At 40.7% G+C, this 21,685-nt stretch carries 13 protein-coding genes and 1 tRNA gene; 4 read left to right on the plus strand and 10 right to left on the minus strand.

The features are described from left to right. Positions 1-284 precede the first annotated feature (284 nt). From NXT09_RS06385 to NXT09_RS06395, 3 genes are all read left to right on the plus strand, one after another. Complete coding sequence (locus NXT09_RS06385; protein WP_268579173.1) at positions 285-2,318, plus strand: choline transporter; 2,034 nt, start codon at positions 285-287, stop codon at positions 2,316-2,318. 216 nt (positions 2,319-2,534) lie between these two features. Further along, complete coding sequence (locus tag NXT09_RS06390; RefSeq protein WP_010287191.1) at positions 2,535-3,173, plus strand: RpiB/LacA/LacB family sugar-phosphate isomerase; 639 nt, start codon at positions 2,535-2,537, stop codon at positions 3,171-3,173. A gap of 218 nt (positions 3,174-3,391) precedes the next feature. Then, a tRNA-Ser gene (locus NXT09_RS06395) sits at positions 3,392-3,481 on the plus strand. A 260-nt stretch (positions 3,482-3,741) separates the two neighbouring features. Here NXT09_RS06395 and phoH read toward each other — a convergent pair. The 3 genes from phoH to NXT09_RS06410 all read right to left on the minus strand — a co-directional run bounded on the left by phoH (position 3,742) and on the right by NXT09_RS06410 (position 6,504). Continuing rightward, entirely contained in the window at positions 3,742-4,530 is a 789-nt protein-coding gene (phoH, locus tag NXT09_RS06400; RefSeq protein WP_010279663.1) for a phosphate starvation-inducible protein PhoH, read from the minus strand. 531 nt (positions 4,531-5,061) lie between these two features. Then, complete coding sequence (gene fliZ, locus NXT09_RS06405; RefSeq protein WP_268579174.1) at positions 5,062-5,577, minus strand: flagella biosynthesis regulatory protein FliZ; 516 nt, start codon at positions 5,575-5,577, stop codon at positions 5,062-5,064. 204 nt (positions 5,578-5,781) lie between these two features. Beyond that, the gene (locus NXT09_RS06410; RefSeq protein WP_014915881.1) at positions 5,782-6,504 is read right to left on the minus strand and encodes an RNA polymerase sigma factor FliA; all 723 of its coding nucleotides are present in this window, start codon (positions 6,502-6,504) and stop codon (positions 5,782-5,784) included. A gap of 478 nt (positions 6,505-6,982) precedes the next feature. Here NXT09_RS06410 and NXT09_RS06415 point away from each other — a divergent pair, with 478 nt between their 5' ends. After that, a complete protein-coding gene (locus tag NXT09_RS06415; RefSeq protein ID WP_268579175.1) occupies positions 6,983-8,026 on the plus strand; it encodes a glycosyltransferase in 1,044 nt (347 codons plus the stop codon). Positions 8,027-8,648: 622 nt separating this feature from the next. On the opposite strand, the gene NXT09_RS06420 is transcribed toward NXT09_RS06415, so the two are convergent. From NXT09_RS06420 to NXT09_RS06450, 7 genes are all read right to left on the minus strand, one after another. Further along, entirely contained in the window at positions 8,649-9,764 is a 1,116-nt protein-coding gene (locus tag NXT09_RS06420) for a DegT/DnrJ/EryC1/StrS family aminotransferase (RefSeq protein ID WP_268579176.1), read from the minus strand. 42 nt (positions 9,765-9,806) lie between these two features. Continuing rightward, on the minus strand, positions 9,807-10,862 hold the full coding sequence (locus NXT09_RS06425; RefSeq protein ID WP_268579177.1) for an FkbM family methyltransferase: 1,056 nt from the start codon (positions 10,860-10,862) through the stop codon (positions 9,807-9,809). 15 nt (positions 10,863-10,877) lie between these two features. Next, positions 10,878-12,161: an ATP-grasp domain-containing protein gene (locus NXT09_RS06430; protein WP_268579178.1), complete on the minus strand. Its 1,284-nt coding sequence runs from the start codon at positions 12,159-12,161 to the stop codon at positions 10,878-10,880. Positions 12,162-12,173: 12 nt separating this feature from the next. Beyond that, positions 12,174-13,127, minus strand: coding sequence for a PLP-dependent aminotransferase family protein (locus tag NXT09_RS06435; protein ID WP_268579179.1), 954 nt, complete (start codon positions 13,125-13,127; stop codon positions 12,174-12,176). Beyond that, the gene (locus NXT09_RS06440) at positions 13,114-13,830 is read right to left on the minus strand and encodes a WbqC family protein (RefSeq protein ID WP_268579180.1); all 717 of its coding nucleotides are present in this window, start codon (positions 13,828-13,830) and stop codon (positions 13,114-13,116) included. Before NXT09_RS06440 ends, NXT09_RS06435 begins: the two co-directional genes overlap by 14 nt. A 65-nt stretch (positions 13,831-13,895) precedes the next feature. Further along, the gene (locus NXT09_RS06445; protein ID WP_268579181.1) at positions 13,896-17,384 is read right to left on the minus strand and encodes a glycosyltransferase; all 3,489 of its coding nucleotides are present in this window, start codon (positions 17,382-17,384) and stop codon (positions 13,896-13,898) included. A 145-nt stretch (positions 17,385-17,529) separates the two neighbouring features. Next, positions 17,530-21,213 (minus strand): glycosyltransferase, encoded by a 3,684-nt coding sequence (locus NXT09_RS06450; protein WP_268579182.1) that lies wholly within the window; start codon positions 21,211-21,213, stop codon positions 17,530-17,532. Positions 21,214-21,685 lie beyond the last annotated feature (472 nt).

Raw genomic sequence — 21,685 nt, forward strand, 5'->3', positions numbered from 1 at the left:
GATCCGATTTGTCCCATTAAACTTTTTTTTGATTGAACGTTCAATAAAAAATGAATATCTTTTATTGCTGAAAGGTTAAAAATCTGTATCAATTATCATGAAAAACGGTGTGAGTTCAGACGATAACTCCACCTTAAAAAGAATAATTTCTTTTTTGTTCTGACGACCTTCTTCAACGAAAAGCGTACTCAGCGGATGTCCTGCGCCGTATTCTTTATATGCGCTAAGCGCGCTTCGTGGAGAGAGGAATCAGAGTGTCTGTTCACGTCACGCAAGGGATAACCATGCCAGCATCAGAGACAACCACCCAACAGGATCGCCTGAATCCTGTCGTGTTCTACACATCCGCGGGATTAATCCTGACCTTCTCGCTGATGACCATGTTGTTTAACCAAGAAGCGAATGCCTGGATTACCCACGCGCTTAACTGGGTTTCTGCCACATTTGGTTGGTACTACCTGCTAGCCGCCACGTTCTACATCGTTTTCGTCATCTTCATTGCGTCATCTCGATTTGGATCGATCAAGCTCGGGCCAGAACAGTCGAAACCTGAATTTAGCCTGATGAGCTGGGCGGCGATGTTGTTTGCGGCAGGGATTGGCATCGATTTAATGTTCTTTTCCGTTGCGGAACCGATCACGCAATATATGATGCCGCCAGAAGGACAAGGCCAGACGATAGAGGCAGCACGGCAGGCCATGGTCTGGACGCTGTTTCACTACGGGTTAACCGGTTGGTCAATGTACGCTCTGATGGGCATTGCTCTGGGCTACTTCAGCTACCGGTATAATCTGCCGCTGACGATTCGCTCTGCCCTGTACCCTATCTTTGGTAAACGTATTAATGGCCCGATTGGCCACAGCGTTGATATCGCGGCCGTACTCGGAACCATCTTCGGTATCGCGACCACGCTGGGCATTGGCGTCGTTCAGCTTAACTATGGGCTGAAAGTCCTGTTCCAGATCCCAGAAAATCTCACCGTTCAGGCCTCGCTCATCCTGCTTTCCGTAATCATGGCGACCGTTTCCGTGACGTCCGGGGTCAATCGTGGCATTCGTTTCCTCTCCGAGCTTAACGTCCTGCTCGCACTCGGCTTGATTCTTTTTCTGCTTTTCTGGGGTGATACCGAGTTTCTGCTCAACGCGCTGGTACTGAACGTTGGCGATTACATCAATCGCTTTACAGGCATGACGCTCAACAGCTTTGCATTCGATCGCCCGACGGAGTGGATGAATAGCTGGACGCTGTTCTTCTGGGCATGGTGGGTCGCATGGGCACCGTTTGTTGGACTGTTTCTGGCACGTATCTCACGCGGCAGAACGATTCGACAATTCGTTGTCGGCACGCTGATCATTCCATTTGTCTTTACGCTGCTGTGGCTCTCCATTTTTGGCAACAGCGCACTGTATCAGGTGCTCCACGGTAATCTGGATTTTGCCAATGAAGTCATGCAGCACCCGGAGCGCGGATTCTACAGCCTGCTAGCGCAGTACCCCGGCTTCAGCCTGAGCGCCTCTGTCGCGACCATTACCGGCTTGCTGTTTTATGTCACCTCAGCCGACTCCGGCTCGCTGGTACTCGGCAACTTCACCTCTCGCCTTGGCGACATCAATAATGATGCGCCAAACTGGCTGCGAATTTTCTGGTCAGTTGCCATTGGCCTGCTGACGTTGGGCATGCTGATGACAAACGGTGTGTCAGCCTTACAGAACACCACCGTCATTATGGGCTTACCGTTTAGCTTCGTGATGTTCTTTATTATGGCGGGATTGTACAAATCACTGCGGGTTGAGGATTACCGTAAAGCCAGCTCCTTACAAACCTCGGCACCGATGCCAATCTCCGGCGACGACCGTCTGAACTGGAAGCAACGCATCTCACGCGTCATGAATTTCCCCGGCACAACACATACGCAAAAAATGCTGGATAACGTCTGTAAAGCCGCCATGGATGATGTCGCACGCGAGCTGCGCCTGCGAGGTGCCAACGTTGAAGTCAATGAGCTGCCACCTGTCGAAGATGAACGTCTGAACCATCTCGAACTGTTGGTGGATTTGGGTGATGAACAGAACTTTCTTTACCAAATTTGGCCTCAGCGCTACAGCGTCCCGGCGTTTACCTACCGAGCCCGCTCGGGTAAATCAGATTATTACCGCCTTGAAACTTTCCTGTTGGAAGGGAGCCAAGGGAATGATCTGATGGATTACAGCAAAGAACAGGTGATTAACGACATTTTGGATCAGTACGAACGACATCTGAATTTTCTTCATCTTAATCGAGAAGCACCGGGCAACACGCTGACCTTCCCTGACGCATAACCCCCTCCCCTATGGCGCTGAAATACAGCGCCATTTTCAATATGTTATGCTTTTACTCTCCCTTTTTCTTGCATCATCTTTTTCCTGAATCTATGGGCTGTGCCGCATTCTTTGCTTCCACGATTTGCGCTTTATTTTTGAAACGGTATACTGCACACATCAAATTGAAATACAGTTTTAAAAAATGTATTTGTCCGTCACAGAAAAGGAACGAACATGAAAATTGCATTGATTAACGAGAACAGCCAAGCTGCCAAAAACGCCATCATCGCCGAGTCTCTGACCAAAGCGGTTGCACCGTTGGGCCACACTGTACACAACTACGGCCAATACGCCGTTGAAGATGCAGCGCAGCTGACCTACATCCAGAACGGTATTCTGGCAGCTATCCTGCTGAACTCCGGCGCGGCTGATTTCGTTGTGACCGGTTGTGGTACTGGCCAGGGCGCAATGCTGGCTTGTAACTCTTTCCCAGGCGTAATCTGCGGTCTGGTTGTTGACCCATCTGATGCTTACCTGTTCTCTCAGATCAACAACGGTAACGCTGTATCCGTTCCTTACGCTAAAGGCTTTGGCTGGGGCGCTGAACTGAACCTGGAAAACCTGTTTACCCAGCTGTTCAAAGAAGAAGGCGGCCGTGGCTATCCGAGCGATCGCGTTGCTCCTCAACAACGTAACAAGAAAATCCTGGATGCCGTAAAAGCAGTGACCTACAACGATCTGATCACCATCCTGAAAGGTCTCGATCAGGATCTGGTTAAAGGCGCGATTGCTGGTCCTAAATTCCAGGAATACTTCTTCGCTAACAGCAAAGACGAAGCACTGACCAGCTACATCAAAACACTGCTGGCGTAATCGTCCACTCGCTGACAAACAAACCACAGGCCATCGCGGTCTGTGGTTTTTTATGCCCATTATCCATTCACTTTGCCTACATTTTAACGACACGGTTACGCGGACTATCCGTTACCGTTCAATGCTTAGCCATACGCACCGTTCGGGCTAAATACTGCTTGACCGAAGCTAAGCGACTCCCTATAGTAGCGCCCCGTTGCCCCTTGTAGGCGACCCCCGGTGAGGTGTCCGAGAGGCTGAAGGAGCACGCCTGGAAAGTGTGTATACGTGAAAACGTATCAAGGGTTCGAATCCCTTCCTCACCGCCATATAAAAGAAAACGCCCTTAACGCAAGTTAAGGGCGTTTTCTTTTATACAGTTGGAACGGATGAGAAGCCTTGACTGGTTCGACAAAACGACAGGACTGGTGTTTTGGACCGCCAACGGCGGCCCGCAGGGCGAGCGGCAGGACGCCGCGAGTCAATCCATCGAACATGTACATGCCTGATATTAAAACGCCCTGATGCAAATCAGGGCGTTTTTTTATGGTAACAGCACAGGAATGTTCATTCCCATGCCACACCAGCATCAGCCATAGGCATGGAGCGTACGCTGACACAGTGCCGAACGCACGCAGTCCTCTTTACCGAAAGAGACTACGCCAATCATGTCATCCTCAACAAAACGCTCCAGTGCGTCGCGCAGGCCGGATTTAACCCCGGATGGCAAATCGCACTGCGTCACATCGCCATTGACGATAACCGTGACATTCTCACCTAAACGCGTCAGGAACATTTTCATTTGGTTCACTGTCACGTTTTGCGCCTCATCCAGAATCACAACCGCATTTTCAAACGTCCGCCCGCGCATATACGCAAAAGGCGCGATTTCAACTTTGGCGATTTCCGGCCGCAAACAATACTGCATGAAAGACGCCCCCAGCCGACGCAAAAGAATGTCGTAAACCGGGCGGAAATAAGGCGCAAACTTCTCCGCAATATCTCCAGGTAAAAAGCCAAGATCCTCGTCGGCCTGTAATACTGGCCGCGTAACAATAATACGCTCAACCTCTTTATGGATTAGTGCCTCCGCCGCTTTCGCAGCGCTCAGATACGTTTTACCGCAGCCAGCTTCGCCTGTGGCAAAAATCAACTGTTTATTTTCTATCGCAGACAAGTAATGTTCCTGGGCAACAGTGCGAGCTTGAATAACGGAATTATCACGATTCTCACGTGCCATTCCAATTGCTTCAATCCCCCCCATCTGTACCAGAGAAGTGACCGATTCTTCCTCACGCTGACGATGGCTACGCGACTCACGACGAATAACGCGTTTGGCTTCACGACGAGCTTTGATCACTGCTTTTTGTCTTCCCATAGTGGCACCTTACAGTTTGTTTCACTTACCGCACTGCTCTACAGCGCGTGACGTTTAACTCACTAACGAGGTTAGGCTTCCTTATTAAGCCAATAGCAGACAGAGAATACGCATGATTCATCCACGAACCGCGTGAAAAACGGGCCAAGTGCTCATGGATAGAAAAAGAAAATATACGGAGAGTTTGGGTAACAAGAGAATGGTGCAGTGTTAAAAATAAGTGGGAGGAACATCCCTCGCATCGGCGAGTCAGCGGCGTAGAATCTTGGCATCGACTACAAAGTCCAGAGAAGGACATTACCATTCGCGTTCCTCACTGTGACAACGACTATTCCACTGAATAATGATTGATCGCATCGTAGAACTACTGCTAACCATTGCCTAAAAATTAGTGCCGAATGATTTCAGTAGTATGACAGTGCAATAATTTGCCTCTGCAATGCAAGCATTTTTTACACTGTCATAACATTTACGTATAGTCAGTATCCCATGGTTTGGCAATGTCAGCCTGAGAAAGACGCATGATGTGCGTCAGAAATGCCGCTGCCAGTCCAGATATTGATCGTATTTTCGTAAGGCGCTGCGGTAAATATTTTGCTCAATACCGGGAAGGTAATCGCATACGCGCTGCTGTACCCCATCGCGGTGCCGGGAAAAAGTTTCTGTGGGATAATTATTAGCGGCAAGCAGCTCATCCAGGCGCCGCAAGCGAATGACATACTCGCGCATTGTGCTATGGCGGACTTCAGTCTGCTCAATCAGATACTGTGTGAAAGCTTTAATATCGAAATAGCTAGCAGTGGTATTGCATAATATTTCGCTACAAAAGCGGCAAAGTGGGATTAATTCCTGTTGCAGACCAGACCATATGTCGTCGTCGATAAGCCTATCGATGCTGCCGATCGATTTTTTATTGATGAGCTGATTGCGAAATACCAGTGAAACGCGGTCGAGTTCTTTATCACACTGGGAACAGTTAGTTTGTCTGTGTTTGAAGTCTTTCAGATAACGGCTTAGGAGCTGTTTCTTCCGAATTGATGGGTGCATGAATCCATTCCATGACAATATATAACTTCAATGTGAAGGGATAGCATTGTTCATTACGCCAGAGAGCCTGGTATGCTAAAAACAGGTGACATGAATCATGTAAATATTGATGCAAGACACGCATCACTATTCAAACATGGTCATCGTCCTGCTACTTCAGTGACTGAAGATATACTTTGATAACAGTATTCCTACGCAGCGCAATTAAACATCGTTCATTAATTTCACGCGCAGGCGCTTTATCGCCTGGCTATGCAACTGACTGACTCTCGACTCTCCGACTTCAAGAACGGCACCGATCTCTTTCAGGTTCAACTCTTCCTGATAGTAAAGCGTCAATACCAACTTCTCGCGTTCTGGCAGGCTTTCAATCGCATCCATTACACGATGACGCAAATTGCCTTCCATCAGTTGATGCAATGGATTCGCATCTTCATTGCCTTCCAGTAACGCCTCTGCGCTGTCACCATGTTCTTCACGCCATTCATCGTAAGAGAAAAGCTGGCTGTTATTCGTATCCAGCAATATCTGACGATAATCCTCAAGCGTGATATTCAAGGTCTGCGCAACTTCCTGCTCTGTTGGAGTACGACCGAGCTGCTGTTCAGCCTGTTGCATTGCTTGTGCCACTTCCCGCGCATTACGCCGTACACTGCGTGGAGCCCAGTCACGACTGCGTAATTCATCCAGCATCGAACCGCGGATTCGTTGGACAGCATAGGTGGTAAACGCCGTACCTTGTAACGAATCATAACGTTCAACTGCGCTTAACAAGCCGATACCGCCAGCCTGTAGCAGATCGTCAAGTTCAACACTCGCGGGGAGACGAACCTGTAAACGCAAGGCTTCATGGCGCACTAGTGGAACATAGCGCTTCCAAAGGGAATTTTTATCCATTGTGCCTTCGGCGGTATACAAATCGCTCACAGTGACAAATACCTACGATGATAATGTTATCGACACTATTATGCTTTTAGGTAGGGTAGCCAATCGCCTGAATAGCGTCAAAAAAGGAGGGTTATTCATGCTATGTATGACAGGATTGAGTAAGGAGTCTGCAGAGAGAAACACACATGGCACGTACAGATGGTGCAATGCGACAGCAAATTTGTGACTCACATCTCTTCTGAAAGGAGAAGATTCTAGCGCAGATCTCGAACAGATAAACCCGAATTTTCTCCTCATAGGATCAACAGTAATGTGAAACACGTAGTATTAGTAGATGTAAATACTAATGCATATCAAAAGTATTACAATCAATAATATAAAAGCCTACGGCCACTCATTCACCCTTTTGTTTCTGTCAATCGAGAACAAGTATCAAATTGTTATCACTGATAAATTAATATAGTATTGAGTAATATCAAGCCTTTAAAAATGCGGTGCATAAATGATATCAGTCTGCATGATCGTGAAAAATGAAGCTTTGCACTTAGGCAACGCACTGAAAGCAATAGCAAAATATTTTGACGACATTGTTGTCGTTGATACTGGCTCGACCGATGACTCAAAAAATATCGCCAGAATTTTTACTGACAAAGTTTATGACTTTGAATGGATATCAGATTTCTCCGCTGCGAGAAATTACTCACTACAATTTGCCAAATATGATTGGATTTTAGTTGTCGATGCTGATGAAGTGATTAATCAATTTGATCTAGCACTGCTTTCAGAGCTCATTAGCGCACATCCGACACAGGTAGGCACCGTAGAAATTGCCAGCATTACTAATGATGAAAGTTCAGAAGAGACAGATTTAATTCAAGAACGTATAAGTCGGCTTTTCAACAAAAATTATTATGAGTTTTTCGGCATTATCCATGAGCAAATTTGCAAGAAAAATACTGGAAAAGCGCCAGATGGACGTTTTGATACCCCACTATCGTTCATGCATAATGGTTACACAAAAGAAATCATAGAAAGCAAAAACAAGATCGCGCGCAATATTACATTACTCCAACATGCCATTGACAAAACAAGTGATGATGCTTATCTGCATTATCAGTTAGGAAAAAGTTACTATCTGGGGAAAAATTACAAGCAAGCGGCACAAAGTTTTGAAACATCACTACATCTACAAAAAGATATGCATCAGGATTACAACGAAGTCCTGATTGAATGCTACGGCTATTGTTTAATTAACACAGCACAGTATGAAAAATCATTAGATATTTTACAATATGAAGATCTCTGCTCTTCCACCGACTTCATGTTTTTAAAAGCATTAATACTCATGAATAATTCTGATTTTCAGAATGCTATAGATACATTTCAGCTCTGCACGAAGATGGGACCAGGTCGAAAACAAGGTGTCGGAACGTATAAAGCCAATTACAACATAGCAGTTATATTGGAGTGTTTTGGCATGAAACCTGAAGCACTTGATTATTACCAACGATGCGGGAATTATAAGTTAGCGCTTGAAGGGATAATGAGGGTTAAATCGTAATTTATTTTAGAAAAGATAATGAAATATCTCTACATTACTAAGATTGATATTCCATTAGAATGAGATGGAATTTAAAAATCCATATATTCATCGCTAAGAATGCTTATAGTAGCTTGAGCTAGCCAATGCTTTAGTCAAATCAGTTCAGCTTATCAAAAAATAAATATTTTATTTTACAGACAAGCTACGATCCTGAATCTCTCATCATATATTTGTCCCGAGTCAGAGAAGATAAATAATAATCTGAGTAATCAAAAATCAGCTTCCCTGAGTTATACAAGCTCTTATATTTATCAGCATCCTCGATCAGGGCAGCATGCTTTTTATCTTGGGACAAACGAACATATAGCGTTTATACCTAAATGTCTTGCCATGACGTCTGAAGCCCTAGACTATTATCAACGATGCGGAAGCTATAAGTTAGCGCTTGAGAGGATAAAAAGGTTAAATCGTAATTGGCGCGAACTTGAGTTAATACTACAGATTATTTAAATTAGCTTTACTGTAGCCTAGAACCAGTACAATATTTGAGTCAACTAAAATTTTTCACTATGCGATGAAAGACTAAACTAGCGATATTTTCACATCACTACGAAAATAACATTCGTGCCATGCTTTTAATTTATAATGAAAAACGCTTGATTATATCAACAACTCGACATAAATCACTTTTTTCTAAAGCAGGATAAATAGGTAAACAAATGATCTTACTTGCTATTAAGTTTGCGATTGGAAGGTTGCTCTCGCTAGCTGATGGCATACTTCTATACATTGGAAAGTGGCTAATTAATGGATAAAAGTAACGCCTAGCAAAAATATTATTTCCTTTCATCTTTTGATAAAGTTCGTCACGGCTCAATGGGTATTCCGGTTCAATGAGCATAGGGAAATACGAATAGTTAGAAATAAAATTTGAAACGTTAGAAATAATACGCAACCCTGTGACATTATTTAGTTCACTTCGATAAAAATTATCAATTTCCTGACGTCGTGCTATTGCATGCTTAATATGTTTTAGTTGTAACAAACCAAAAGCCGCATTAATTTCACTCATTTTCCCATTTATACCCGGAGCAACCACAGTCGTTTCATCAACAAAACCAAAATTTTTAAGGCGGTCTATACGCAATTTTGTTTTAGTGTCAGGAGAAATAATGGCTCCGCCTTCAAATGTATTAAATACTTTTGTTGCGTGAAAACTTAACACACTAAGATCACCGTGTCTTAAAATGCTCCCACCATCATCCTCGACGCCAAATGCATGAGCAGCATCATAGATAACCCGAAGATTGTAATTATCTGCAATTGCTTGTATTGCCCTAGTGTCGCAGGTGTTTCCATAGCAATGAACTGGCATGATAGCCGTTGTTTGTGGCGTAATCGCTGCCTCGATTTTATCCACATCAAGATTGAGGGTAACCGGATCAATGTCAACAAAAACGGGCTTCAGGCCATTCCAAAGTAACGAATGTGCTGTAGCGACGAAAGAATACGGAGTCGTTATAACCTCGCCTGATACTCTCAAAGACTGTAATGCAGTAAGCAATCCAATAGTAGCATTGTTGAATAAAGAGATGTGTTTCACCCCTAAATATTCACACAATGACTTCTCCAATTGCACATGCAGTGGCCCACCATTTGTGAGTACCTTATTACTCCATATTTCTTCAAGATATGAAGTAAATTCGTTTAACTCAGGTAAATAAGGCTGGGTTACAAATATCGGTTTATCATTCATAGACTATTCTAGAAATTTATTTCGTTAGTAAAGTAAACACTTTCACTTTGGGATAAAATAATAAACAGTTTCCAGCAAACCTTCAGTATAGTGACGCATATATAGATTATAATTATTATTGTAAGAGTAAACTAGTTCAGGAATTTTCCAAAAATCATCTATTTTATGATAAGCGCAAATAGCCAATTTGGGCCCGTAATTAGAAATTATATTTTTAGCACCCTCAAGTGCTTGAAGTTCATGCCCCTCAATATCCATCTTGATAAACGAAGGTTTGACTTTAAGTATATTGTCTAATTGGATAGTTTGAATCTCTGTATCACCTAGATCTGAAATTTGGGACAAACTACCTTGAGAATTAAAACGCAACGCTTTATTTTCATTTGAAACAGCGTAAGGGTAAAACACGATATCCCTGATACCTTCTAGATTCGCTTTTATTTTTTCCATACATAAAGGATCTGGTTCAAAAATATAAACGCTTTTATAGTCTGGATATTTTTTTATAAACTCAAGAGTGGTTGAACCATCAAAAGAGCCTGCATCAATAAAAATACCATCCTCTTTTTTTTCATTCGGGAAAAGATCAAAATACTGATTTTTTAAATTTATGGAAAAACCAGACAGATGGGATATGTCACTTGTAATTCTAAACTTAATCAAGTTATCAAAAGTTTGACATGATTCATTATCTGACAATAGATTTCTCGTACTTTCATACTTATTTCTATTTGTTACATATTCATGTTCAAAATTTTTATTAAAGAAGAAAGGGAAAGAAGGTAGCTGAAGACCAGAAATTTTTACAAACATGAAGAAGTCAATATTCTTAATATTCCTTGCGTCAAGGATTTTTTTTGCAGTCAACGGTTTTCCAAATACTACAGCTGACACAACAAGTGCACCGTCAGGAACCTCGTTAAGTTTAATAACACGGACATTCCCTATGTATTTTTCTGAGGTATAATCATCAATAATACCGTCTAAATTTAAATAACTAGCGAGGAACCTCCCTTCTTCTGTCGCACCAAAAACAAATCGCGGGGTTTTCTTATCCAGAAAATCCTTACAGAAATTAATGTTATCTTGATTCTTCATAACCTTCCTTAATTTTTACTTCAGTAATAACTCGACTGCATCAACATCTAAGACCAGACATCCAGTTTTTTCATAGACATCTTTTCTTTCTGGAAAGTGATTATCGATGAAAATAGAGTTGGCTTTAATATAATTAGACTTTTTTTCATTATTTTTAATATGATAAATATCATTAAAAATAGCTGGCGAAATTCTTGCTCTATCAAGAGTTTCTTTAATGTCAAATTCATGCCTAGTGATAAGATATATGTTCTTGTGCTCAAGAATAGATTGATAAATAAAACTTATAACTTTAGGGACAGCATTTCCATCTATTATAAGGGTGTCATCTAGATCAACATAAATATTTTCATATTCCCTGTCGACTTTAGCTCGTGTAGCTATACTGCGATCTATAAGGGTGATCACGTTGTTTGGTAACGCAGTTACATCTCTTCCCATATAGTCATGTATCGCCATAAGAGGAAGATTAATGCCTCTCGCCCGTTGAAATACCATTGTGCCACTTATACGGCAAGATACTTCGAGCAACTTCCATTTTCCTGAGTTATCGCCCTTCAACTGAAAGAACCATGGCCCACGCAAAGGCATACGTTGATTAATAGTATTGGCGATACTCTTAATGTCTTCCTCAAGTTCGACTTGCTGGGAACGCATGGTAATTCCGGCCCGAATTCTCTCCCTCGTCCGAGGGCCAACCCAAACCACTTCACCATTACGATTAGTAAAGCAATCAACAGTTAATTCCGAACCAGGTAAATATTCAACTATGATGGGAAAACTAACACTCTCTAATGCCAAGTTAGCTTTATCAGAATTTTCGACTAAAATGACCCCCTGACCGCCTTGTCCCAGATCAGGCTTTATAATAACTGGCCATTCTGAGATATCACTTATTGATTTATAACAATGTGGGACCCAAGGACAATCATCAAATAGAGCATACGTTTCGCTTTTCCTACGCGCTATTCTAGTTGCAACAACGTCACCATTAATTAGAAAAAAACCAATTTCTTTAGCTAAGAAGGAAAGCTTTTCAGCAACAGTATCATGCGTAGCAAAAACAATGTCTATCTTGTTTTCATGAATAATATCAGAAAAAGCATTATGAAAAGTACTATCGTTTATATTCGGGACATCAGATATATAATTTTGATACCGAAATCTGCCATGATCTTCTACGCTAGAAGCACCTATAACATTGACATGAACTGAATAACGCAATGACTGATATATTTCATTAGCATTTTCTGAACCACACGGAAAAACAAGCACATTAATTTTTTTATGACTACTCATTGACGTTTTTCCTTATATCACTGACTCTACGATATCTAACATTACATCTGTGTCTTCAATACTGTAACGCTGATCTACAGGGATTGGAATAACGTAATCCCTCAGATATATTGCCATGCTATCTGCTGGACATACCTTTTCAAGCCCCGGCCAGTATGTTGCAACATACAAATTTTCGGCAATCAATTTCTTTTTTATGTCTCTATTTTCAATTAACAATGGGTAGACCATAGGCGTGTCATTATCAGATAACGCCACATCCAATAGATTTATACCCGATAGACGACTGTGTATGCGGTTATAATTTTCCCTTCGTTTCTGTTTTATTAATTCATAATCAATACCAGACATCATATTCTTTGTTAAACGTGACATGTATCTCACAGGTAATGAGTCAATACTCTTATCTGCCTCACAAAAATCAGAATATGCCAGGCTAGCGCCTAAATCATGCCTCTTAAGTAAATGTAAACATCTATGATATGAAACATCAATATCTAATGACTCATCAAGCCTGCCTGACGTAACTACCACGCCACCGTCTGGTAATCCAAAAAATTTTCTCGGACTGTAGAAACCGGCGCGACCATAGTTTTCAGAAAAAAAAGCCTGAGCATTATCAACGATAATATTTTGATAACAGTTAATTAACTCATTTACTTTTTCAGACCTAACACCAAAGTAGTCATTAACAATGATAAAATCGTTTTTTCCAAGACCATTCAGGTTCGGATTCATATTCAAATCGCAATCATAAAAGATGATGTCGCAATTTTCTTCCTTGAGCGCTGTCCATACAACAGGGCAAGTAAAGTAAGGCACTGCTATTTTTTTTATCTTGTAGAGGCGAACAATATATTTTAATGAGTTTCTTGCAGAGTTAAGATAAACGGCATCTGGGTGATAGTTTTTTCCTCGACCAAATTCTAGTTGAAGAAAACCGCCATATTCTTTATAAGCACTCATAATTATCCAACATTTTATTCAGCTCATCAGGGGAATTGAACATCATACAATCAATAATAGATAAGCCAGCCTCAAAATCAGTAAGTCTATTGAGTTGATTGTAAGGTAATAAATTTACATTATGAAATATTAATTCAATCCCAGCCTCATGATATTTTTCCTTATTGAAAAAACTCATGCCTCCAATAGGGTTCCAATATTGAGTTACGCCTTTTATTTCCTTACAGATATTAACAGCCCAGTCATCAGGTTCATTTGGTGTTTCAAGTTCTATACCCAAATGAGAAAAAATAGAAATATCTTTATTTATATTTAGATAACTACAAACAGATTTTAATGCATGTAAATTCAACTCTACTATACTATTTGTTTCTATCGATAAAGCATCATCAACAATAGCAATAGTTTCCTTATAAAACGGAGATCTTTTTTTGTAATGCTCTAGCTGCCTAATTATCTTTCCCTTCCAATCAGTGTTATTATTTATTTCTACATTTTTTATTTTTGTCGTAAATGTTTTTTTATTTAGGGGGACTGATATATATTGCCACTCTCCCGCGGGCTTTAATATTCTATTACGCTCTATCCATCCGTGCCTAATGAATTGGACATCGTCAAGAAAAATAAACCGATCAGTATGCTTTACTAAACTTATATACCCGAGATATGGGAAAAAATAGGGCTGCATGATTCCTACTTTCATTTTATATCGACCTTACTCTAAAAAATTATCTGAAGTTATAAAAACGGGAAAATATAATATCTCGATTATAACCATGCATTCATTATCACTTCAAGATTCCTTCTATCAAGCAGCCACTTGGCTCTAATTTCGTCCTGAAAAACCATGCCTGTCTTTCGTACATCATCGTGATTATTAATATATTCTCTTATAGCACCACACCAATCTTTATATCTATTTTTCACTAGTTTAATAGGTAAATTACTTTGATAACTACTTATATTACTACAAATTACAGGAATACCACAAGCACCAAGCTCTAAAAGGCGCGTATTGCTCCGCCATCGATTGAATATATTATCTGCTAGTGGTGCTACCGCTATATCAAGATTAAGTGATGCCAATTGTTGAGGATACTGAGCTAGCCCCTGATAACGATGTAGTTCATGAACACTGGCTTTTAACTGGGGTGGGCAGTAGCCTAAAAACACCCATGTTACTTCATTTGAAAAATCACGAATCACTTCATATATTAACTCAAGATCTTCCTCTTTAAGATCTACAGTTATGCATCCCACTCTCAGTTTTTTCTGCCTATTTTCAGATAAGTTAATATTTCCCCACTCCATAGGCAAAAAAGTGGGCAATACTTTAACATCATGATGTGTTTTGCTATACCTTTCAGCCATAATTTCAGAACCAACAATAATTCGATTAAAAACCGAAAACTCTTCTTTTAGTAAAGTAAATCCATCCTTCTTATTTTTTTTATCAAAAAAACAGGGGTTAAATAAATTACGTGCATCATATATGGCAAAAAAGTCTTTTAGTCGTTTTAATTGATTGAGTAACGTGTGGCTATAGTGGGTAATAAATACATCTGGGCTATAGCGATAAAATTCAGAAACAGTTATTTTTTCAGAAAGTACTGCCCCATCAGCCATACCGAAATTTTTCATTTCATGAAAAGGTGCTAGCAAACGATAAGATGAAGCTAAATCAGATAATTCAGGTAACAATACTACGCTAGGTAAGCTTTTTTCATGCAATAAATGCAGCCCAGGCTTTATATTTTTTTCTAAAGAATAGCTTTTTGATAACGATAAATTCTTATTATAAGCAGGATCACTGACAATAACGGGTAGCCATTTTTCGTATATACTCATTTCCTGCGAAGATATTTTTTCGCTCTTACAAAATCCTTGTTCAATACGTCGATCAGTGGCGACAATAGAATATGGAGTCCAGACAGATAGATATCCTGCCGCATAGACTTTTAAGCATAGATCAATATCACTCAGATAGTTTTCCGTCAGAGTATCTGACATTCCCCCCACACTTTGAAAAATGGACTTTCTTATTAATAAATATTCTGATGACATTGCACTGTAGTTTTGATCAACGGCTAAACGCAGTGTATAACCAGGGCTATCGTAACGCACATTTAAGAATGGACTTTCGGCAACACCATTTATACCTAGAACCAAGCCTGCTGAATAAATAGTTTCATCCAGATGAATAATCTTACCACCAACGCAACCAACTTCCCGCCGTAGACCATGATTCATTAAGTTTTGCAACCACTCATCATGGACAGGAAATATTGTCGCGTCTAATAAAAGCAAATATTCACCGAGAGCTTCACTTGCAGAAATATTAATTAAAGAAGACTTTCCCTTTTTATCTTTTACTTTTATTACTTTCATTCTTTGGGAGTCTATACTCCCAATTTCATTTAACCAATGAATAACCTCCTCATTATCAGTATTGCAACTTACAATGAGAATTTCATAGTTATAATACTTAGAACGCTCTAATAAACTTGTAACACAGCGCTGTAGCGCGTTTATATTATTATTTTCAATGATAACAATACTAACTTTTGGTAACTCTGCGGAACAATTATAGATAATACGGTTTGCCCCACACTGATTTTTTACAACTTCGCCATCATGATAGCCTTGAAAATTCAAGTAGTTAGTAATAATTCTTGACTCTTCATTACTCGGAGTTAGATCGTCTTTCCTAAAGATAAGCACAGGTTCAGGAATATGACCGATTCTAGAGGCCCCCAACATCATGATTAGTTCAATTAATATCTCAAACTCTAGTGAAGTCACTGATAAATTAGGAAGATCATTAATTTTTAAAAACGCATCTCGATGGAAAAAGCTGCCTTTTGATAAGATAGCTGGAGTACTAAGTAGATAATCTATATTAAAGTCAGGTAGAAAACATGACTCCATCTCTCCATTATTATCTACAACAATTTTATCAGTATATATGGCATAAAAATCATTTTCAGAAGTAATATTACTTATAGCTACAAGATATGAATCAGCAACAATTTCCGTCCCAGCATTAATAAACTGAAACCACTCGAAATCTTCATCCTGAATTGTATTTCGCATATCTTGGATGATATTATGTGCATCACGGATGCGCACAAAATCAGAAAAATCAGTCAAGTTGATTTTTTTATTTGTATACACAACACACTGAATATATGGATAAAGGCTATAAATAGTTGATAATGAACGTAGTGTTTTACAGATAGCGGCATCATCTTTACTACAATCATACACATAAATTAACAGTGATTTTTTCTTGGAAAAAGAAACATTTTTTCCTATAAATTCTACTTTTTCCGAGTCAATGATTTTTCTACATTCTAACCAATGCTTGATGTTTTCCTCTGCATGCTTAGTAGCATAGTTTTCAGCATGCGTTTGAGTAAGAGAAAAAAACTCCGCCAGTTGATTTTTAAGAACCGTCTCCAATTCCAGATATGAATCTCTTACTTTGTAAGCTGTTTTACGTGCGTTCTCTATTTCATCAGGTGTATCGCACCAAGCGATCCCACCACCGCCAATATCAGGTAGCGTCTTTTCGGTTATCGCATATTTCTCATATCCTGGTGCAACCATAGCAACAACAGGGCAACCACACAATGCTGCCAATGAGCATGTACCTGATGCTTCATAAGAGTAGAGAACTCGACCTCTTTTTAGTACCTTAGCAAGTTCATTGAGAGATAACGGATTTTCCATGGAAAGAATGGATATATTCTCTGGCAACTCTGAGAAATTCACAACTTTCTTTGGCACACGGTTTAAATAAAGAAAATCTATATCCTTCTCTTCGACATCATTACAGAAAACGGTTAAATCACATGTTGTTATAGTCAGCAGATTTATATTTACTTCGTTTTCAGCAAATTCTTTTCGATAAAAGAAAAAGAGGTCATCCTCTCCTGCATTAATACTATTGCCGTTCAGAACCCCTTCTCTATTCAGCATGTATCGGACACAGACAGGAGCTTCCAGAGGGTTACCTGACTCTATTTCAGGATAAACAGCAATAAATGCCTCTCCGGATTTTTTATATTCGTTAAACTGCCCAGAAGTTAATTGTGGCGTATTCCATTCTGGGTTGGTTTCTGGAGAAACAATATATGCCTCTCCGCCATTCTCATTAATAAGATGACAAAGTTTATGAACAACCTGAATACCAAGAGAGGCTTCAATATAACCAGGAACAGTAATTACATAAGGATATTTAAATTTTTTACTCATCGTTTATCCTAAAAATCAAGTATTGCATATTCGCAGTTTACAAAAAATCTATCATCATTATCTAAAGATAAGAATGCTACCGCCCTTGGCTCTTCAGCAACCAATGCGCTAGCACGTCCTCATGTTGTGTTACTACGATATCTCGCTATTTTGGCAACCAGGCCTGTAACCAATCCGTCAAGCCCTCGCCTTCCAGCATCCAATCTTTATACACGGCATCTCTCAGTTGATCGCCTACTCTTGCTGTCGCATCCATATCAGAGATATGCATACGTATTGCATCCATCCAATCTTTGAAACGATTATCAACCCGTGTTACGGGCAAACCACAGCGATAAGGCTCAATATCAGTACAAATTACAGGCACTCCACAAGCCCCTAGCTCCATGAGTCGCAGGTTACTTTTGCATTCATTGAACAGGTTATATTCTAGCGGTACCAGTGCTAAATCGAGATTCAGGCTCGCTGTTTTTTGTGGGTAATATTCAATAGGGACGCCTGCATGAAATTCACATTTCACACCTTCAGGTTTCATCCCCATGAAAACCCACTCAACTTCATCTTCAAGCGCTTTCACCACCGAACGGAGAATAGCCAAATCACCTTTATGACTACTCCCGCCAGCCCACCCCACCCTAGGTTTACGCCCTTGCTGACGCAGGCTCGTTAACCCTTTCCACCAGGATGCAGGTAGCCGGTTATAAGCAACACGAATATCTGAGTGGTAGGCTGAATAGGCTTCAGCCAGTGCTGGCGTAGAAACCACAACCCAATCAACAGATTCCAGCGAACGACGGAAATTTTTAATTAACTGCTGTGAGAACGCTCTTCTATTACCACTGTTGATAGGGATATTAAGAATATAGTCATCGAATTCCGCAACAATCGATGAACGCGTATATTTGCGATACTGTGCCACCATCTCCGGCGTCTGGGCTCCAGCGGCGGATTGAACAATCACAACATCGGGCTCCATATCAACCGCATCGACCAGTTTTGGTACACCATGTTTCAGTCCCCCTTCTATATGCATCTCTCTCTCTAGAGCCTGAAAAGGGAAAATAACACGATAATGACCACATCCATGCCAATCACTATGACTCCCAATAACCACTGGCAGAGGTCGCCCTGGTAATGCGCGTTGGCATCTTGCCATTTCTGGCGTTAGAGAAAACCCCGGAGCATGCTTACCATAAGCTGGGTGATAACAGGGATCGTTCGCGAGCTGCGGTAACCAGCGATCATAAAGCAGGTCAACATCTGACTTTTGAGGTAACGGTGGTAACTTGAAGTGCTGCTGTAATAAGCGCGATGCTCCACCTAAATGCATCACTTGAGCATCTGGCGTCCACACAACCAAATACCCCTGCTGTCGAGCTTTAAGCGCAAGATCAACATCGCCAAAATAGGTAGGATATTGCTGCTCATCAAATCCACCAAGTTCAACATAAACGTCACGCCGCATCATCATGCAAGCCGCACTGACCGCACTGACATTATGGGTCGTACGTAGACGACTCATATAACCTTTTGATTCCGCCCCCATCCCCTGAAACGCAATCGCGGCACTATCATTCATACCTAATACAATACCGCCATGCTGAATGCATCCATCATCAAACACCAGTTTAGCCCCAACAATGCCAACCTCAGGACGTAGTGCATGATTTAATAAAGCATCCAGCCAATCCCCATTTGTAATTTCGGTATCATTATTAAGGAAAAGCAGGACATCGCCTTTCGCTTTTTGAGCAGCAAAATTATTAATAGCGGAAAAATTAAATGGATGTGGCCACGACAGAACCTGAACCTGAGTTAACTCCATTGCAGCAAGTTGTCTTAAATATTGACATGCACCTGCCTCTGCTGACTGATTATCTACAATTAACAATTCATAATTGAGATATTGCGTACGTTCCATCAACGTTTCAATGCATCGACTGATGACAGGTAGATGATCACGCGTAGGAATAATAATGGAAACAAGCGGCTTATTTGCATGCTGATACTGAATACGGCATATGCCGTCATTGTTTCTTTCTGAAACAACAGCTTCAACATGGCAACGAGCAAGATGACGTTGAATAATATCAGGATAGTGCTGTGTCACACCGTCGCTGTTCAACCAATCGAACAATGAGTCTGTGGTATAAACCAGCACTTCAGGAATATGACCAATCGCTTGCGGCCCTTCTTGTTCTACCAGTTGCCAAACGACATCATGTAATTCAAGAGATTCACCTATCGAAGGAATAATACCTTGCTGGCGCAAAGTTGACACATCAACAGCGAGATTACGGCCTATGTAGGGGAAACTGCGCAACATATCAATATTACACTCAGGCTTAAGCATTGGGTTTTCTGCTTTACCTTCTTTCAGGATCGCTTCGTCAAAATAGAAGGCTTTCGCCGAAGGAAAACGCAGGCGGTGCTCAGCTAATAATAATGATGTATGCGGAAGTAAACGTTCCCCGGCACGTAAAACTAATAGATAGGATGTTGATGTTTGAGCCAGAACGGCATTCAGCGGGCTTTCCTCAGCCAGATCGGATGATAGCCATGTGATCGCTCCGGGAGCACCTGCACAAGTGAAACCATTAGAGGTCAATACATAGACCTCTTTGGCCGAGTAAAATTGTTCATGGATACTAGCCAATGAAGCATTGATGGCATTTTTATCGTTAGATTGTGCCAGTACCGCAATACTTATATTACCAATATCTGGATAGGCTTGGATAAACGCTTGTAATAAATCACGACGAGCAGGACTAATCAACCGCTCGCTCAACCACTTATCAACAGAATAAAAAGGCTTCGTTTTATCCTGCAACGTTAAGTTATGAAGAGCAAGCCTTTGCAGTTCCTGATCGGTTATTGTTTTAAGCGTCGGCTCTGGCAAGCTGTCAATCAGTGATGGTAACGTATTTGATAACCGCCAGGATTTATTATAATAATCTGAACGTTTCTGGGTATATTTAGCCGCTTGCTCATAACCCTTATAAATGCTCTCTGCTACTTCCTCGGAAGAAAGAGCCTTTCCAGTTGTTTCATTACGAAACACATTACCTTCAGTCAGTTCATCGGTAATATATCCGATGAACAAATTGTCTTGGTACAAATAGGCCGGTTTTCCTGCACACAGCGCATATTGTGCAATAATCCCACTAGCAACAATAGCATCAAAATCCGCAACAGAATTATTATGAACCCATTGTTCTCGGTTCATGATTTCACAAACTATCGAAAACTTCTCCAATTCACTTATCAACGCCTTGAGCATCGGTGTTGTTTCTTCCACGACAACAAGTATCTTTTTTAGACTATTGTTATTTACCAGTGAAGTGTGATTAAAATATAAATCAGGCGCAGAAGGAGGGAACACAGATATCAACGAGCTCGTTATCCCACTCTCATTCAAAAAATCGCTCAAACGTGGCAATGTGACTAACGCACGATCGCACAAGCGATTTTCAAGCAAAATATCAGCTGATGCGGACTCTCGACTATCCAATGACTGGTGGTCGAATATCATATTCGTTGTGACACCACCATTCAGAAACCGGTCTAATATACTTGTACTTAATGAAAAATATTGAATCCAGAATAGATCATAATTTTCATTGAAAACATGATCAGTATCAGCAGTGGCAAAAATGTCTTTACCTGGAAATTTCTTCTCTATCAGATTTTTTATGCGCACATCATACTGATGGCAATAGACATCCACACCCCATCCGTTATCGATGAACCCACCGATCAGGTCCAAAATGGCCAGTGTTTCATCTCTGTAGTCGATAAGTTGAAGTGTGCTGATAAAGACGCGTGGCATAGAAAGGAGCCTTGTAGACAAAACGGATGTATAAATACTTCCATTCTAAAGAGAGAAAATCAAACTAAATGATAAATAAACCAATCAATTACCATGCTATTTAAAGCATTAAAATCAACACTCCGTTTTTTCTCCTAAAAAAATTTACTGGAATCTATTCCTTATTGCCCCTGACTTGATTGCATTATAAACAATCACTTATGGCTTTTTTTTAAACTATAAACGAGCCCAAAAATGCTCAATAAGCACTGGATTTAAAAGTGAAAAGACACGGAATGGAAAAATTAGAATAGAAGAATCATGAAGATACTGTTAAAAATAGACTTAAGATGACAATAAAACACAAGCGATTGATATATTTAACCCGGCACGAGGCCGGGTTAAAATTCATACCATGTTGCTTACGATTAACGCAGCAGAGACAGAACGGTCTGAGGAACCTGGTTCGCCTGAGACAGGACTGATGTACCTG

It is taken from the genome of Pectobacterium jejuense (genome assembly GCF_026800125.1).
GTDB classification, from domain to species: Bacteria; Pseudomonadota; Gammaproteobacteria; order Enterobacterales; family Enterobacteriaceae; genus Pectobacterium; species Pectobacterium jejuense.

Bases quoted from the DNA above. Each gene is read 5' to 3' on its own strand.
- NXT09_RS06385 (WP_268579173.1), top strand. From the start codon at position 285: ATGCCAGCATCAGAGACAACCACCCAACAGGATCGCCTGAATCCTGTC.
- NXT09_RS06390 (WP_010287191.1), top strand. From the start codon at position 2,535: ATGAAAATTGCATTGATTAACGAGAACAGCCAAGCTGCCAAAAACGCC.
- phoH (WP_010279663.1), bottom strand. From the start codon at position 4,530: ATGGGAAGACAAAAAGCAGTGATCAAAGCTCGTCGTGAAGCCAAACGC.
- fliZ (WP_268579174.1), bottom strand. From the start codon at position 5,577: ATGCACCCATCAATTCGGAAGAAACAGCTCCTAAGCCGTTATCTGAAA.
- NXT09_RS06415 (WP_268579175.1), top strand. From the start codon at position 6,983: ATGATCGTGAAAAATGAAGCTTTGCACTTAGGCAACGCACTGAAAGCA.
- NXT09_RS06420 (WP_268579176.1), bottom strand. From the start codon at position 9,764: ATGAATGATAAACCGATATTTGTAACCCAGCCTTATTTACCTGAGTTA.
- NXT09_RS06425 (WP_268579177.1), bottom strand. From the start codon at position 10,862: ATGAAGAATCAAGATAACATTAATTTCTGTAAGGATTTTCTGGATAAG.
- NXT09_RS06430 (WP_268579178.1), bottom strand. From the start codon at position 12,161: ATGAGTAGTCATAAAAAAATTAATGTGCTTGTTTTTCCGTGTGGTTCA.
- NXT09_RS06435 (WP_268579179.1), bottom strand. From the start codon at position 13,127: ATGAGTGCTTATAAAGAATATGGCGGTTTTCTTCAACTAGAATTTGGT.
- NXT09_RS06440 (WP_268579180.1), bottom strand. From the start codon at position 13,830: ATGAAAGTAGGAATCATGCAGCCCTATTTTTTCCCATATCTCGGGTAT.
- NXT09_RS06445 (WP_268579181.1), bottom strand. From the start codon at position 17,384: ATGAGTAAAAAATTTAAATATCCTTATGTAATTACTGTTCCTGGTTAT.
- NXT09_RS06450 (WP_268579182.1), bottom strand. From the start codon at position 21,213: ATGCCACGCGTCTTTATCAGCACACTTCAACTTATCGACTACAGAGAT.